At 33.9% G+C, this 17251-nt stretch carries 5 protein-coding genes; all 5 read left to right on the forward strand.

The genetic code is table 11. The annotated features are described in order from the left end of the window. Positions 1-3636: non-ribosomal peptide synthetase (locus FNW52_RS18255; protein ID WP_143378926.1), on the forward strand; the 3636-nt coding region annotated here is incomplete at its 5' end. Between the two features lie 62 nt (positions 3637-3698). After that, entirely contained in the window at positions 3699-4964 is a 1266-nt protein-coding gene (locus FNW52_RS18260) for a condensation domain-containing protein (protein WP_143378927.1), read from the forward strand. Positions 4965-5048: 84 nt separating this feature from the next. Then, positions 5049-9827 (forward strand): non-ribosomal peptide synthetase, encoded by a 4779-nt coding sequence (locus tag FNW52_RS18265; RefSeq protein ID WP_143378928.1) that lies wholly within the window; start codon positions 5049-5051, stop codon positions 9825-9827. Between the two features lie 75 nt (positions 9828-9902). Further along, complete coding sequence (locus FNW52_RS18270) at positions 9903-10895, forward strand: TauD/TfdA family dioxygenase (RefSeq protein ID WP_143378929.1); 993 nt, start codon at positions 9903-9905, stop codon at positions 10893-10895. Positions 10896-10978: 83 nt separating this feature from the next. After that, the gene (locus FNW52_RS18275; RefSeq protein WP_143378930.1) at positions 10979-17251 is read left to right on the forward strand and encodes a non-ribosomal peptide synthetase; all 6273 of its coding nucleotides are present in this window, start codon (positions 10979-10981) and stop codon (positions 17249-17251) included.

Here is a 17251-nt window from a genome sequence, read left to right on the forward strand (position 1 = left end):
GCTTACGACCATATCGCTGTTCCGTTTGAAAAAGTAGTCGATCGTGTAGAGAAAACAAGAGACAAAAGCAGAAGTTCTTTATTTCAGGTATTGTTTGTTTTAAACAATAATCCAGACGCCAAAGTTGCAGAATTCAGCGGTATTACCATTGAATCTATGCCAATGGATCATGATATTTCGAAATTTGATTTGACCATTTTTGCAGAAGACAGCCCGGAAGGAATCTCATTCTCGTTTAACTATTGCAGTGATTTGTTTAATGCTTCTACAGTGTCAGGCTTGAGATCACATTATGAGAATTTGTTGGATACTATTTTAGTAAACAGCGATTCATCAATAGGAAACCTGGCCATGCTTAGCGCAGAAGAGGAAGAAATATTAATCGTAGATTATAATGCGGTTGGTTACGCCTTATCAGGTGAAGGAACTGTATTATCACTGTTTGAAGAACAAGTTTCCAAAACTCCTGATGCCATTGCCTATGTATATAATGATAGCCGTATGACGTACAAAGAGCTTGATGAAGCTTCTACGAAATTGGCGTATTATTATCAACAGACTTATGGTTTGGAACAGAATGATTTAATTGGTATCATGATGGATACTTCAAACTGGTCGTTCCTTGGTGTTTTATCCATCTTAAAATCAGGAGCAGGTTATGTTCCAATTGATCCAGCTTTGCCAAAAGAGCGTCAGTTATACATGCTCGAAGAGGCAAAAGTAAAAGGTTTGCTTATAGAATCCAGCAGTTTATTTGATGTAATTGAATTTTCGGTTCCGGTGTTTTCTATCGATATTCAGTATGCAGATATAGAAGCAATTCCGGAAAGCGTGAGCTTTTCATCATTGGCGACACCGGAAACAACAGCTTATGTGGTGTATACTTCGGGAACAACAGGTCAGCCAAAAGGAGTTCAGATCAGCCATAAAAACCTGGTTGATTATTATCAGGGATTGGAAGCCAGAATTGCTATTAGCAATAATAAAAGTTTTGGATTAATGTCTTCGCTTTCAGCAGATTTAGGAAATACCGTATTATATGGTTCTTTATTGAGTGGCGGAACTTTACATTTATTCAGCAAAGAAACCTTAATGGACGGGGTTAAATTACAATCGTATTTTAAATCTCATCAAATAGATTGTATCAAAATTGTGCCGAGTCACTGGCAGGCTTTACGTGTTGATAGTGAATTGTTATTGCCAATCCGTACCATAATATTTGGAGGTGATGTATTGCCAATCTCGTTTGTAAAAGATATTGCGGCTCAAGATGCCAATGTAGAAATCGTGAACCATTACGGTCCTACCGAGAGTACGATTGGGAAGCTATTACATCAGGTAGATCCTAATTTTGATTGTGTGAGGATCCCCGTTGGAAGATTGTTTTCAGACAGTGAAGCCTTTATTGTAAGCAGCGATATGTCGTTATGCCCAATCGGAGTTTCGGGAGAATTATTATTGGGAGGTTCAGGAATTTCAAAAGGATATTTAAACCGTGAGGATTTAACTCAGGAAAAGTTTATTGCTAATCCATTTGCAAATAGCAAGAGTTCAACCTTATATAGAACGGGAGATTTAGTACGCAGAAACTCCCTTGGAGAAATCGAATTTCTGGGACGTGTAGACGATCAGGTTAAAATACGCGGTTATCGTGTAGAACTAAAAGAAATCAGCCGAGTAATACAAGGTTATGAGGGTATTGTACAAATTGAAGTTTTGTTCAAAGAAGACTCAACAGGCATCAAAAGATTAGTGAGTTATCTGGTTGTAGAAGACGGCTATTCCGAGTCTGGTTTGAAATCTTACCTTTCCGGACTTGTTCCTGATTATATGGTTCCTCAGCTTTATATTGTTCTGGATCAGATGCCATTAACATCAAATGGAAAAATAGACAGAAAAGCATTGCCGGATCCTGAAATTACAAACCAGCGTACTTATGTTGCTCCGAGTACAAAAGTAGAAGAGGCATTAGTTACCATCTGGCAAAATTTACTGAATGTAGAACAAATTGGAGTTACCGATAATTTCTTTGAACTGGGAGGTGATTCTATTATTGTGATTCAGGTAGTAAGCAGAGCGAAGAAAAAAGGATATCAAATTCAGGTACAAGACCTGTTTGATTATCAAACTATTGCAGAATTAGCTGTAGCTGTAGAACAAAATAGTAAAAGACTTAATACTGCAGAACAAGGATTTTTAGAAGGCGAAGTGCCTTTATCTCCAATTCAGCATTGGTTTTTTGATCGAGGAGAAGCGCTATCATATTTCAATCAGGCAGTTCTTTTAAGTATGGACAAAGGGATCACCAAAGAGCAATTAGAAAAAACAGTAGACTTAATTGCTAAACGTCACGATGCGTTAAGATTTAGATATACAAAAGAGATCGTTCAGCAAGAAGAAGAATGGAAACAGTTTTATGGAGAATCTACCAATCTGTATCGCACGGAAACTATTGAAAAAGGAAAAGATGTTGCAGAAGCTATTACAGCAATTTGCGTAAAATACCAGGAATCTTTTGATATAGAAAAAGGAGATTTAGCGCGATTTATTCTTATTGAAACACCGGATTCTGAAGCGTATAACAGATTCTTTATGGTGGCGCATCACTTAGCGGTAGATGGTGTTTCGTGGAGATTTATCATCGATGATTTAGAAACCTTATTAGGAGAAGAAACCGTAGATGAAACGTTGTATTTAGCAAATAAAAACAATTCGTTCAGAGATTGGATCAATAAGCTGAAAAACTTTGCAGAGACCGAAGAAATAGAATCTCAATTAGAGTATTGGCAGCAAATTAATTATGATTATACGCTGCTTCCAACAGATTTTTCTGCAAATAAACCAACAAGGGAAACTAAGAAAACCTATGAAGCAATTCTGAATCAGGAGTATACAAAATATTTATTAAAAGAGGCAAACGCTGCTTATAGTACAGAAATTAATGATTTGATGTTAAGTGCACTACAAATGACTTTTGAAGATGTTTTTGATACACAACGATTAGCATTGGGTTTTGAAGGGCATGGAAGAGAAAATATATTCACAGACATTGATCTTGCCGGTACTACAGGATGGTTTACCAATAAATATCCTGTGATCTTATCAAGAAACGGTGCAAAGACTGAAGGCGATAGTATTAAATCTGTAAAAGAAGCATTACGTAAAATCCCGACTAAGGGAATGGGATATGGATGCTTACGTTATTTACACTCCTCAAAAGAAATACGCAATTCATTAAAAGATTGCGGATGGGATGTGGTCTTTAATTATTTAGGACAGATAGATAATGTATTGAACAAAAATGCCATTTTTTCATCAGCGCCGGAAAATTCAGGAGATCACATAAGTCCAACTTCATTATTAGAAGAAAAGTTTATTGTAAAAGCAATTATTGTCAACAATGAACTTAGAATTTCCTGGGATTATTCGGAAGAGCGATATCGTCCGGAAACAGTCAAAAAGCTGGCGAATAAATTCATAGAAAATTTAACTCAACTTGTAGAACACTGTATTAATAAAGAAGAAAGAGAAGTAACTCCTTCAGATTTTGGATTAAGTGATGCATTAGATTTTAAAGAATTTGACGCCTTATTTGAAACAGAAAATTCTCAGGATGAAAGTGTACTGAGATTTTAAAATACGCTTTTTCGATAGTGTAACTAACCCTTAAACCTATTATTTACTTAATATAATAACATATGAAATTACCAGTGTCTTATCACCAGCAAAGGATGTGGTTTATAGATCATTTTGAAAGAGATTACCTCTATGAAGGAGGGCCTGTTTATCACAATATACCATTGAGTTTAACGATAGAAAAAGAGGTGAGTACCGAGGAGATTTATCGTGCCTTTACACAATTGATCAACCGTCATGATATCCTGAGAACCAAAATAATCAGAGAAGGAGATCAGATTTTTCAATTGATCACAAGTCCTGATGATGCCGAAATAAAAGAACTGCTTAATGAAAGCTCTGATCTTAAAGAAAATCAGGAAGAACTTCGTAAAGTATCTTTTGATTTTGAAAACGAATTACTGGTAAAAGCTTTTTTTGAACGTCTGGACAATTATACCAGAATACTATTTGTATTTCATCACGCTATTGTAGATCGATACAGTCTTAACATTCTGGAGGAAGATTTTCTAAGTTTTATAGCGCATCCGGAACAATCATTAGGATTTACAATGCAATATAAAGATTTTTCAGAATGGGAACAGACCGTTGATCCTTATGAAACGGAGTTATTGGTTAACTATTGGAGAAAAAAGCTGGACAACATACAAGTATTATATGTTCCTACAGATTCAGAAAGAATACCGGTTCATGTTTATGAAGCCGCAACGAGCGCTTTTTCTTTTAGCAAAGACAGTTTGCAATCTTTTGTCGCGATTAATGGCACTACATCACAAATTGTCACTTTAGCAGCTTATAAAATGGCTTTGGCTAAATTTTCAGGACTTTCTGATATTGTAATAGGAACACTTATGAATATGCGTAGTGATCTTACAGAGTCAACCGTTGGCGCGATAGAAAACTTAGTGGTCTTACAATCTGTTCTCGAAGAAAATACAACACTTTCTGATGCTTGCCTGGTGGTATCTAAAACCTGGGAAACAGCTTATAATAATAAGGAAATTCCTTTTGATAAACTGGTTGTCGAAATCAATCCTAAAAAGGATATGAGCAGAACAGCATTGTTTGATGTTTTATATCTGTACGATAAATATGATGCTGTTACAGAAGAGCAAGATGAGCCTTTTAGCTATAAAAATCAAGGATTAGGAAAATACGACCTCAACCTTTTGGTACAGGAAAGAGAAACCACATTCGATTTTATACTCACCTATAATAACCTCTATTTTAAACCTGAAACCATAACCACTTTTTTAGAAAGTATAGAGGATATTCTCAAAACGGCTACAGAACATGAAGATACATTAAGAGGTATCGCCGTATTCTAATTCCAAATTACAGAGCGCATAGCATTAGTACATATTAACATTAAGGAGTGATTACACTACTACCAGAAAATATATTTTAAAATCATGGAAAAATTCATAAAAAATCTAAAAAGTCTTGGATTTCAACTTAAAATTAATGGGCAGGATTTAATCTTATTAGGAAAAGAAGGAAAACTTACTCCTTCTGACATTAAGACCATTACAGATCGTCCTGACTTAACTTCTTTTATTAAAGAAAATAAAGCAGATATTATTACCTATTTAAAGAAAGAAGATTTTAAACTAGACAGAAAAAATATTTCTTCTATGTACGGTTTAAGTCCAGTGCAGGAAGGGATCTTGTTTCATAGTACTTATTTATATAATACAGAATCAAAAGAAAATACAACATACCATACTCAGTTTGACGTTAGTTTTTCTTCTAAGCTGGATGTGCCAATGTTTAAAAAAGCCTGGCAACATGTTATAAATAATCATACTATACTTAGAACCGGATTTATCTATGATAAAGTAAATATTCCTATTCAATTTGTAAATAAAGAAGTAGAAGTTCCATTGCGATTTATTGATTTGACAAACAGTACAGATCAGGAAAAAGAAACAACATTCAAAACACTTAAAGACGAAGACAGATTTGAAGATTTCAGTTTTACAAATCCGCCATTAATGCGCATCACTATTGTTAAGTTTGGTGAAGATGCTTTTAAAATGATCTGGACAAAACACCACGTATTATGGGATGGCTGGTCCGGACAGGTAATTATTCAGGAAGTGATAAGAGCGTATACTAATTTAATGTACGGTAACACGCTTGATGCACAAGAAGAAGACAAATATGAAGATTTTATCAATTATATTAAATCTATAGATGCTTTTGAAGAAAAAGCATTCTGGCAATCCTATATGCAGGATTTTAGTGAGCCTTCATTATTGCCTTTCTGTAAAGCAGCGCATGAGCGTAATAAAGGAAAAGGAAAATACGAACGTATTACTATTGATTTTGATGCACAATACACACAAAAAATTAGTGATTTTTCTAAATCCAATCACGTTACGCCAAATACATTAACACAAGCAATATGGGCTATTTTATTGGCAAAATATACAGGTTTTAAAGATATTGTATACGGTGTAACGGTTTCCGGACGCCCATCAGAATTAAATTATGACAGCAAAGTAGGATTATATATTAATACGATTCCTTTAAGAGCTAAAATAGACAACAGCCAAACAATTTCGGATTTTTTAGCGATGCTTCAAAAAACATCTGTAGCGGCACGAAATTTCCAACATACATCTCTTAGTAAAATCCAGCAATGGAATGAAATTAAAGGAGATTGTTTTGACTCTTTGCTATCGTTTACAAACTACCCATCTAAAAGCAGTGATAGCAATCAAAAACCTGTTTTAGAAATAGAGAGTGTTAATGTAAAAGAAAACAATAACTATTTACTTTCTATCCAGCCGATGTTAAAAGATAAACTTGTTATAGATTTTACTTTTAATAGTTCTATTATGGATGCTGCATTTGTTCAAATGATTATAGAACATTTTAGAACAGCAATATATGAGATTGTAGACGAGAAATTTACGACTATAGGCGATTTCAAAATGCTTGGCTCAGATGAAATTATAGCGCTTACAAAAACATACAATTCTTCTGAAGTTGCGTATCCGGCAGATAAAAATATTGTTGATATTTTTGAAGAGAAAGTATTAAAAACTCCAAACGCAATTGCATTGTCTATTGATGGAGAAGAAATGACTTATGAGCTTTTAAATAAAAAAGCAAACCAATTATCGGGATATTTAAAAGACCAGGGCGTAGGTCCGGAAAGCATGGTGGGAATGTGTATCAACCGTTCTTTCGAAATGATTATCGGAATACTTGGAATCTTAAAAGCAGGAGGCGCTTATGTTCCTGTAGACCCGGAATATCCTGCTGATCGTATTAATTTTATTCTTAATGACATCGATTCAAAAATCGTATTGGTTAGTACAAAAAGCAGTAAAGTAATAAAACTGGAAGATCATATTCAACAAGTAAATTTAGATCAGGCAGATACATTTTCTAATTATCCTACGACAAACTTAGAATTAGATTTACCACTTTCAAATCTGGCGTATGTAATCTATACTTCAGGAACTACAGGAGTTCCTAAAGGAGTAATGATCGAACATGGCAATGTGGTTAGACTTTTCTTTACAGAACAACCTTTGTTTGATTTTAGTGAAAAAGATGTATGGTGTTTATTCCATTCGTATTCTTTTGATTTTTCGGTTTGGGAAATTTTTGGAGCATTGTTATACGGAGGTAAACTTGTAATTGTTCCGGAACTTGTAGCAAAAGATACCAAAGCTTTTGCAGAATTATTAGCACAACAAAAAGTGACCGTTCTGAATCAGACACCTTCTGCATTTAATGCATTACAGGAAGAAGTTACAGATAAAAAGCAACATTTGGATGTGCGCTATGTAATATTTGGTGGTGAAGCACTTACGCCCGGAGTCCTTAAACCATGGGCAGCTCAATATCCGGATTGTGCTCTAATCAACATGTACGGAATTACAGAAACAACGGTACATGTAACGTTTAAAAAGATAGGTGCCCGCGAAATCAGTCTTAATATTAGTGATATCGGAAGACCTATTCCAACAATGAGTTGCTATATACTGGATGAAAATTTTGATTTGGTACCTATGGGAGTTACCGGAGAGTTATTTGTTTCCGGTGCCGGAGTTGCAAGAGGATATTTAAATCGTCCGGAACTTTCGAAAGAGCGTTTTCTGATCAATCCATTTAATACTCAAGAACGTCTTTATAAAACCGGAGATGTTGCAAAAAGACTTTCAACCGGAGATATTGAGTATTTAGGAAGAAATGATAAACAAATCAAAATCAGAGGATTTAGAATTGAACTTGGAGAAGTTGAGGCTGCTTTAAATATATGTCCATACGCAAATCAGGCGACTGTAATTGTACACGAAGATCAATTTTATACCAAAGAATTGGTAGCATATGTAGTTCTTAAAGACGATTATACGCTAGATAATTTTAAAGAATACCTGGCAGAAAGTCTGCCTCAGTATATGGTGCCAACGATATGTATTGCGCTGGATCAAATGCCGCTTACTTCTAATGGGAAAATAAACAAAAAAGCCTTACCAAAAGTAGCAACGCAAGGAACAGATTCTACCGGATACGTAGCTCCTCGTAATTCTAACGAAGAACAATTAGTAACGATCTGGAAAGAAATTCTGGACAGGGAACGTATCGGGGTTTTAGATAACTTTTTTGAATATGGCGGACACAGTCTTAAACTTACCAGATTAATTACCAGATATCATAAAGAATATGGAGTAAAATTAGAGTTAAGAGATTTGTTTATTAATAAAACAATTGAAGAGCATTGTACTTTATTATTTGATGCTGCTGCCGAAACTAAAATAGAAAAAATAGAGCCTGTTGCGAAACAAGAAAATTACGCACTTTCAAGCGGACAATATCGTATGTGGATTTTAAGTCAGTCTGAAGAAAGTAATATTTCATACAATATGCCTGCGCATTTGGTTTTAGAAGGATATGATATTCCGCTTTTAAAGAAAGCTATTGATGCCGTTATCGACCGTCATGAAACACTAAGAACCGTATTTAAAGAAGGACAAAATTCTGAAATAAGACAATGGATTCGTACACCTTCAGAAATCGATTTTAAAATTCAGGAACTGGATTTTAGAACAGAAGAAAACGTCGAGAATGCAGTAGCAAATTATATGGCAAAAGATGCTTTACAGCCATTTCAGCTTGATAAAGGACCGTTATTACGAATTTCATTATTACAAATTTCAGATAGTAAATATATCTTCTATTATAATATGCATCATATTATTGGAGACGGTGTTTCGAAAAATATCTTAAAACAAGATGTTTTAGCTTTCTATAATGCTTACAAAAACAATAGTGTTCCTTCACTTCCGGTTTTAGCGATTCAATACAAAGATTTTGCTGCGTGGCAAAAAGAGCAATTAGACAATAATGCTTTTGATCATCATAAACAATATTGGCTGCAAACCTTATCAGGAGACAGAGCTTTATTAGACTTACCTAGTCAGAAATTGAGACCAAAAGTAAAGACAAGCAATGGTCAGACTTTAAGAACATTGATTTCGGATACAGAAACTAGCAAACTTGCAGCGTATTGCAAAGCAAATAAAGGAACCTTATTTACAGGCGTATTAACGGTTTGGAATATTTTATTTCACAGATATACCAACCAAAAAGATATTCTGATAGGATCTCCAATTGCCGGAAGAGATCATGTGGATCTGGAAAGCCAAATTGGACTTTATTTTAATAATATGGTGATCCGTAATCAAATGAATTCTGAAGAGAATTTTGATCAGACTTTTGAAAAAGTAAGAGATGGTATGTATGAAAACACAAAACATCAAATGTATCCATTCGACAACTTACTGGATGACTTAAAGATAAAAGGTGATACTAGCCGTAATCCTCTTTATGATGTGATGCTTTCCTACCATAATACAGGAGAAAATAACAGCAAATTACAATTTACCCAGGAAGAGACAGATCAAATTGTAGTTCAGGATGAAAGAGGAGCGAAACTGGATATGCTTATCAATTTTAAAGAGATTGGAAACTATTTATACTTTGATATTAACTACAATACAGATATATATAATGACACGTGTATTAAAGGTTTGATGCATAATTTTAAAAATCTGTTATCACAGTTATTAGGCAATAGTCAGGAAAAAATTGGTGATATCGATTTCCAAAAAGAGACCAAACAAAACTTACGAAATCTGAATGTCAACAAATTTAAACTGGTAAAAAAATAAAAGTACTCCAGACATTTTATTGCATTTAAAATATTTCTAACAACAGTTATAAAGCTGTATTTAAAAAATAAGATTATGATAAATAGCATACAAAAATTAAAAGGAATTAAAGCTCAAAAAGTAACAGAAGCTGCAAGTGTAGAATATTCGTTACTGCCTGACAATGCCATATTTCCTCTAGTAATTAAACCTGCAACAGTAGGAATGCAATTGAATGATTGGATTACTGAAAACAGACCGGTTTTTGAAGAAAAAGTGAATAAATATGGTGCTATACTTTTTAGAGGATTTCATATTAATACGGTTGAAAAATTTGAAAACTTCACGACTTTATACGCAGATACACCACTTGAATATAACCTGAGATCATCGCCTCGATATGCCGTTGGTAAAAATGTATATCATACTACGACTTATCCTAAAGAATACCATATTGAGATGCATAGCGAAAGTTCTTATGCGCCTGTTCATCCCAACAATATTGTTTTTTGCTGCATAGATCCGGCAGACAAACAAGGCGAAACTCCAATTGCAGATAATAAAATCGTACTAGAATCCTTAAGCGAAAAAACAAGAAACAAGTTTTTTGAAAAAGGTGTTAAATACGTGAGAAACCTAAACGAAGCTTATGGTTTATCCTGGAAAGAAGTTTTCCAGACAGAAGATAAAAAAGAGGTAGAAGCAACCTGCGACCAACAAGGAATTTCGTATGAGTGGAAAAGCGACACCAACTTAGTATTAACATGGAATAAAAAAGCCATCTGGGAGCATCCGGCAACGGGAGATGAAATTTGGTTTAATCACGCCTACTTTTTTAACAAATATGCATTAGAGGCTTCCTTTTTTGACATGGTAAAATCAGAAGATGAACTTCCAAATAATACTTTTTATGGAGATGGCAGCGAGATTTCTAAACAGGAAATAGAAGAAATAAGAGCCGCATATAAAAAAGCAACTGTTTTATTTCCATGGGAAAAAGGAGATGTATTATTCTTAGACAATATGCGAATTTCTCACGGAAGAAGTCCTTATGAAGGAAGCCGACAAATCATAGCATCATTGTTTTAATAACAATCTATACAATTCAAAACGAGAGAGCTGTTCAGCCGATGTTCGAATAGTTAAAACCAAATTAATCAGATACTAACATAATGGAAAAAGAAGTCATAAATAACGTTGAAGCATATCAACTTTCTATCAATCAAATGAACTTATGGAGTGTGGCCAGAAATAACATGCAGGATTATTACAATCAGGTTGTTATTGAACTGGGAAATGATGTAACAACAGAAAAGTTACAACGTGGACTGGCACAGGTAATAAGCAAAAATGAAACATTATTGTTCAAAATGAACATAGCGTCAAATGCGGTTTTTCCAGTTCAGACAGTATCTGAAATTTCAGCAACAACAATAGTTGAGCGAACTGTTCAAACACTGGATCAAACTACTATTTCGGCAATAGCTCAGGAATCTTTAGGATACGATTATGATCCTTTAAACAATGATGCTATACGTTTTTGTTTGCTTAGAGATTTAAACGGAAATCAAGTTTTGGCAGTACGTTTATTTTCGCTTTGGGCAGACAGTTACAGCACTGCATTTTTCTGTAATGAATTATCAAAAGCTATAAGTGATGAAACTTCATACGAAAAAGAAGAGAGAGAAGTAGTAGAATATCAGGATTTTTCGGCCTGGCAACAACAATTGTTTAGCGAGCCGGAAGAAGAAGGAGTTAATTTCTGGAAAAATTATACAAGAGATTTAACCAAAGATATTGTGCCATTTAAACATAAAACAAATGATGTTTTTGCACCTCAAAGAAAACCGGTTTGCATAATTGAAGGCGATGCTTATAACCAATTAAAAGCAAAATCTATTCAGGAAGGTTCTTCGGCAGAGCATGTAGTTTTATCTCAATTTGCAACTTATTTGTCACGATTTGAAGCTGATTCTTTTACACTTGGATATCTTCCGTACAACAGATATTATAAAGAATTAGAAAACACATTTGGTTTAGTGTCAAAAACGCTTCCTGTTCATGTCAAAGAATTATCAGCATTACCAGAAAAAGAAGCCGGTGCATTTTTTAAGAAATCGGTAGAAGAAATCGGAATGTGGTCTGACTATTTTTATGTAAACAGAATTCATGATAAAGAAGTAAGCGATGCAACGATCTTTAAATATGTGTTTGAGTTTTTAGAAGTAAATAAAAATACTTCATCTACTGATTTAAAAATTAGAGATGTTTATAGTGTTACAGATGTTTTTGAACTTAAGCTAAGCGCGGTTGATTATGGAGATAAACTGGTGTTGGATTTATATTATGATTCAGCTTCTTATTCTGATGCCGTAACAACCCTAATAGTAGCTCAGCTTAAAGCGACGTTTACAAATCAGAATACTATTTTGGTAGGTCAGGATATTATTGATGCTTCAAATAACACCGTAAAATTCTATGAACTTTTTAATTCCGTTACAGCAATTTTTGAGCAACAAGTATTATTACAAGCAAATAATACAGCTTTATATTACAATGATTTATCGATCTCGTATAAAGAATTAAAGGAAAAATCAAATCAATTTGCACATTATTTAATTCATGAATGTGGAATTAAAAAAGGAAATCCTGTAGCTGTTTTACTGGATCGTTCACCAGATTTTGTCATTAGTGTTTTAGGAATTCTTAAAGCTGGAGCCTACTATATCCCAATGGATACTGCTTATCCAAAAGATCGCATACAATTCATTCTGGAAGATGCTGCTTGTACTATTTTAGTAAGTACTACAGATGAAGAATTTTTGAATGTAACCATTCTTAATCCTTCAAAAGAAGAGATATTTCAATCGGATGCTGACACTTTAAAGTTTGCTGAAATAGATCGTGAAGATATCGCGTATTGTATTTATACCTCAGGATCTACAGGAAACCCTAAAGGATGTTTGATTACTCATGCTAATCTTTTAAACTACATTCAATGGTCTAATGCGTATTATTTTGGTGATGCCGAAACAGGAAATTGGGCATTAATTACTTCTATTTCTTTTGATCTTACCATAACTTCTCTTTTTACAAGTTTAACAAGAGGTAAAAAATTATGGATTGGTTCTGATGCAAAAGCAATCAATGAATTACTTACGGAGAGTTTTACAAACCCTGAAATTGATACCGTAAAATTAACACCGTCGCACCTTTCTTTATTGAAAGAACTGAATATCGAAAAAACAAACATCAAAATTATTATTGTTGGAGGCGAACAGCTTACTCAAAATCAATTGCAAAATGTGTGGAATATTGATTCTAATATCCGCATAATTAATGAATACGGACCAACAGAAACAACCGTAGGATGTATTGTTCAGGAAATGACTGCAGCGCAATCTGAAGTACGTATTGGTAAACCTATTGCAAATACAGTAATAACGATTGTAGATTCTCAGGGAAATCCTTGCGATATCGGAATGTATGGTGAAATTATAATTTCAGGCGCCGGAGTTGCAAAAGGATATTTAAATCGTCCTGAACTTAATAATGAACGATTTGTTACCACAAAAAATGGCCCATCTTATAAAACCGGAGATATTGCAAGATGGATGGACAATGGAGAAATAATCTACAAACAAAGAAGAGACGATCAGGTTAAAATAAGAGGTTACAGAATAGAATTAAGTGAAATCGAACAACAACTTCTTCTTCACAATAACATTAATCAGGCCGTTGCGATAGTTGATGCCAGAAACGAGGATAAAAAAGAGCTTATTGCGTATATCGTATGTTCTCAAAAAGAAGACGTAAAAGATATCAAGAAATACCTGGCGCATAAACTGCCGGAATACATGATACCTTCTGTTATTATAGCAGTCGATACAATTCCGTTAACGGTAAATGGGAAAGTTGATAAAAACTATTTACTTACGTTAAATACAGGAACATTATCACGCGTTGCATATGTTGCTCCTGCAGATGATTTTGAAAAACAAATTGCCGCAATTTGGGAAGAAGTTCTGCAAATAGAAAACATTGGAACACAGGAAGATTTTCTGGAATTAGGAGGTCATAGTTTAAAAGCAATACAGTTGATTAATCAATATCATAAAATTTTTGATGTAAAATTAGGATTGAAAGAAGTATTTGCCAATACGACCATAAAAGCGCATGCCACTTTGATTAAAAATTCAGAAGTAACGAAACATACTTCCATACAAAAAATTGCCAATTCAGCAGATTATCCAGCTTCTGCAGGACAACGCAGATTATGGGTTTTAAGCGAAATTACAGGAAATACTGCCATATACAATATGCCTTCTCAACTAACCTTGAAAGGCACGTATGATGTAGCGTATTTTTCAAAAGCAATAGAAGCTACTTTGGACAGACATGAAGCTTTACGAACCACTTTTAAAGTAAATAAGGAGGGAGAAGTAAGACAGGTTGTAAAAACAACAGAAGAATTGGGCTTCACCGTAGATTATATCGATTACAGATCTGATCTGCATCAGGACACGAATGTAGATTTGTATATAAAAGAAGATGCCTATGCACCATTTGATTTAACTAACGGACCATTGGTAAGAGCCAGCATATTACAGCTTTCAGATGATGAATATGTATTTTATTACAATATACATCATATTATTTCTGATGGCTGGTCGATGGATGTTCTCGCGAAAGATGTATTTGCTTTTTACGAGCAATATTCAGAAGGAAAACAAAACGAATTGACAACATTAAAAATTCAATATAGAGATTATGCTGCATGGCAACAAAATCAACTGCAGCAAGAACAAAATAACAGCCATAAAGACTATTGGTTAAAAAGTTTAGCAGGGGAACTTCCTACTTTAGATTTACCGTATCAAAAAGCAAGACCTCCCATTAAAACTTATGCTGGTAATAATCTTAAAACCTATATTTCACCAGATCTTACTAATCGTCTTAGAAAATATGGGCAAAATCAGGGAGGAAGTTTATTTATAGGATTGTTAGCTGTCTGGAATGTTTTATTTCATAAATACACGGCTGGGAAGGATGTAATAATAGGAACACCTGTTGCCGGGAGAGATCATGCTGATTTAAACGATCAGATCGGATTTTATATCAATATGCTCCCGTTAAGAAATACGATAGATGTAGAAGAAAGTTTTGAATCTTTTTATAATACCGTAAAAGAGAAGACAATCCAGTCCTACGAACATCAAATGTATCCTTTTGATTCTTTGGTAGACGATCTTGATATACGAAACGATACTAGCAAAAGTGCCATATTTGATGTTATGCTGGTGTTGCAAAACATAAGAGATGCTGTCGAAAGTACAAATCTTAATCCAGGCGCTTTTACTACCATAGAAGATAAAGGGTATAAAGTTGCTAAGTTCGATATGGATATTGCTTTTCAGGAACAGGGAGATTATCTGTCGTTTAATATTACTTACAATACCGATATCTATGCACAAGAATCAGTATGTCGTATCATAAAACACTACAAGCAATTACTGGAAATAATTTTAGAAAATCCAGATAAAAAAATAAAAGATATAGCGTATATCCCTAAGGCAGAAATAGAGGAACTTATTTTCGATTTTAATGACACTGCAATTTCATATCCTACGGATAAAACATTAATTGATTTATTTGTTTCTCAAGTAATGAAAACTCCTGAAAATAAAGCATTATTCTTTAAAGATCTAAACTATACCTATCAGGAACTGGATACTCTTTCGAGTCAATTTGCTAATTGCCTGAGAGTAGATTTCAAGGTAGCTAAAGGAGATTTTATAGGCGTTCAATTAGAAAGAGATGCTGCAGTAATTATAGCTGTTTTAGGAATTATGAAAGCTGGTGCTGTATATATTCCAATAGATACCGCCTTTCCGGAATCTCGTAAATCCTATATTTATGAAGACACCAAAATTAAATTACTCATTACAGATCAATGTACTGTAACTGTTCAGGATGATTACAATGGAGTTGTATTGGATATTGTGAATGATTTTAAAGCGGCAAATTATAAAGAAGCATTAGAAGATGTAAATCTAACGCCAAATGATTTAGCTTATATCATATATACTTCTGGTTCGACGGGAAATCCAAAAGGGGTTAAAATTGGACATCAATCGTTGCTAAATTTTCTGTGCAGTATTCAAGAAAAACCAGGAGTTAGTGCAAATGATGTATTATTTTCAGTTACAACTTATTCTTTTGATATTTCAATTTTAGAGTTTTTTGTACCGCTATTATCAGGAGCTGCTTTATATATGGTAAGTAAAGATGTTTTATCAGATCCTAATTTAATTATTAAAAAAATAGAAGAGATACAACCTACTATAATTCAGGCTACTCCTAGTTTTTATCAAATGTTGTTTAACGCCGATTGGAAGGGCAATAAAGGACTAAAAGTACTTTGTGGAGGGGATTTACTAAGTGAATCATTAGCAGAAAAATTAATCAGCAATAATTTAGAAGTTTGGAACATGTATGGACCAACAGAAACTACTATTTGGTCTAGTATAAAAAAAATAGAACATCCAAGAGAAGCATCCAACGTAGGAAAGCCGATAAATAATACACAGTTTTATATTCTGGATGATTTCTTAAGCCTTAAACCAATAGGCATACCTGGAGCCCTTTATATTTCAGGCGATGGATTGTCAAAAGGATATTTAAACAGATCAGAACTTACAGCACAAAAATTTATAGAACATCCTTATAAAAAAGGGGAACTTCTTTACGAAACAGGTGACTTCGGAAAATGGCTCCCTGATGGCAGTATTGAATTTCTGGGCAGAAAAGATGACCAGGTAAAAATTTCCGGATATCGAATAGAACTTGGGGAAATAGGGCAAGCCTTGATGTCACATGATCAAATTAATGAAGCGGTTGTAGTTGTAGATATAGATGAGTTTAATGTTAAAAGCTTAAAAGCTTATATCATTATAACAGATTCATTGTCGTTAGAGCAGTTAAGAGCATTTCTTAAAAATAGAATACCGTATTACAGTATTCCTTCAGAGTTTATAGCTTTAAAACAATTACCGATTACCATAAACGGAAAAATTGATAAAAAGAAGTTAGCAAATGCATTAGGAATTAAGATCATCAGTGAAAAGGAATACGTAGCGCCGGAAACTCAAAAAGAAAAAGTAATCATACAGATTATAGCAAATGAGTTAAGGAGAGAAGCAAGTACAATAAGTATACTCGATAATTTCTTTGATATGGGAGCAAACTCAATAAAAATTTTTAAAATATTGAATGAAATCAATAAAGAATTAGGCGTAGATGTCAGGATAGTTTCCCTATTCGAAAACCCGAACGTTGAGGAGTTTGTTCAATATTTAAACACAGTTGAATCTTCGGGGGAAAATAATATAGAAGAACTAGAAGATATCTCTGAGGCACTAGATGAATTTATAAACTTAATTTAA

Origin of the sequence: Flavobacterium sp. ZT3R18, assembly GCF_007097385.1 — a bacterium.
Classification (GTDB): Bacteria; Bacteroidota; Bacteroidia; order Flavobacteriales; family Flavobacteriaceae; genus Flavobacterium.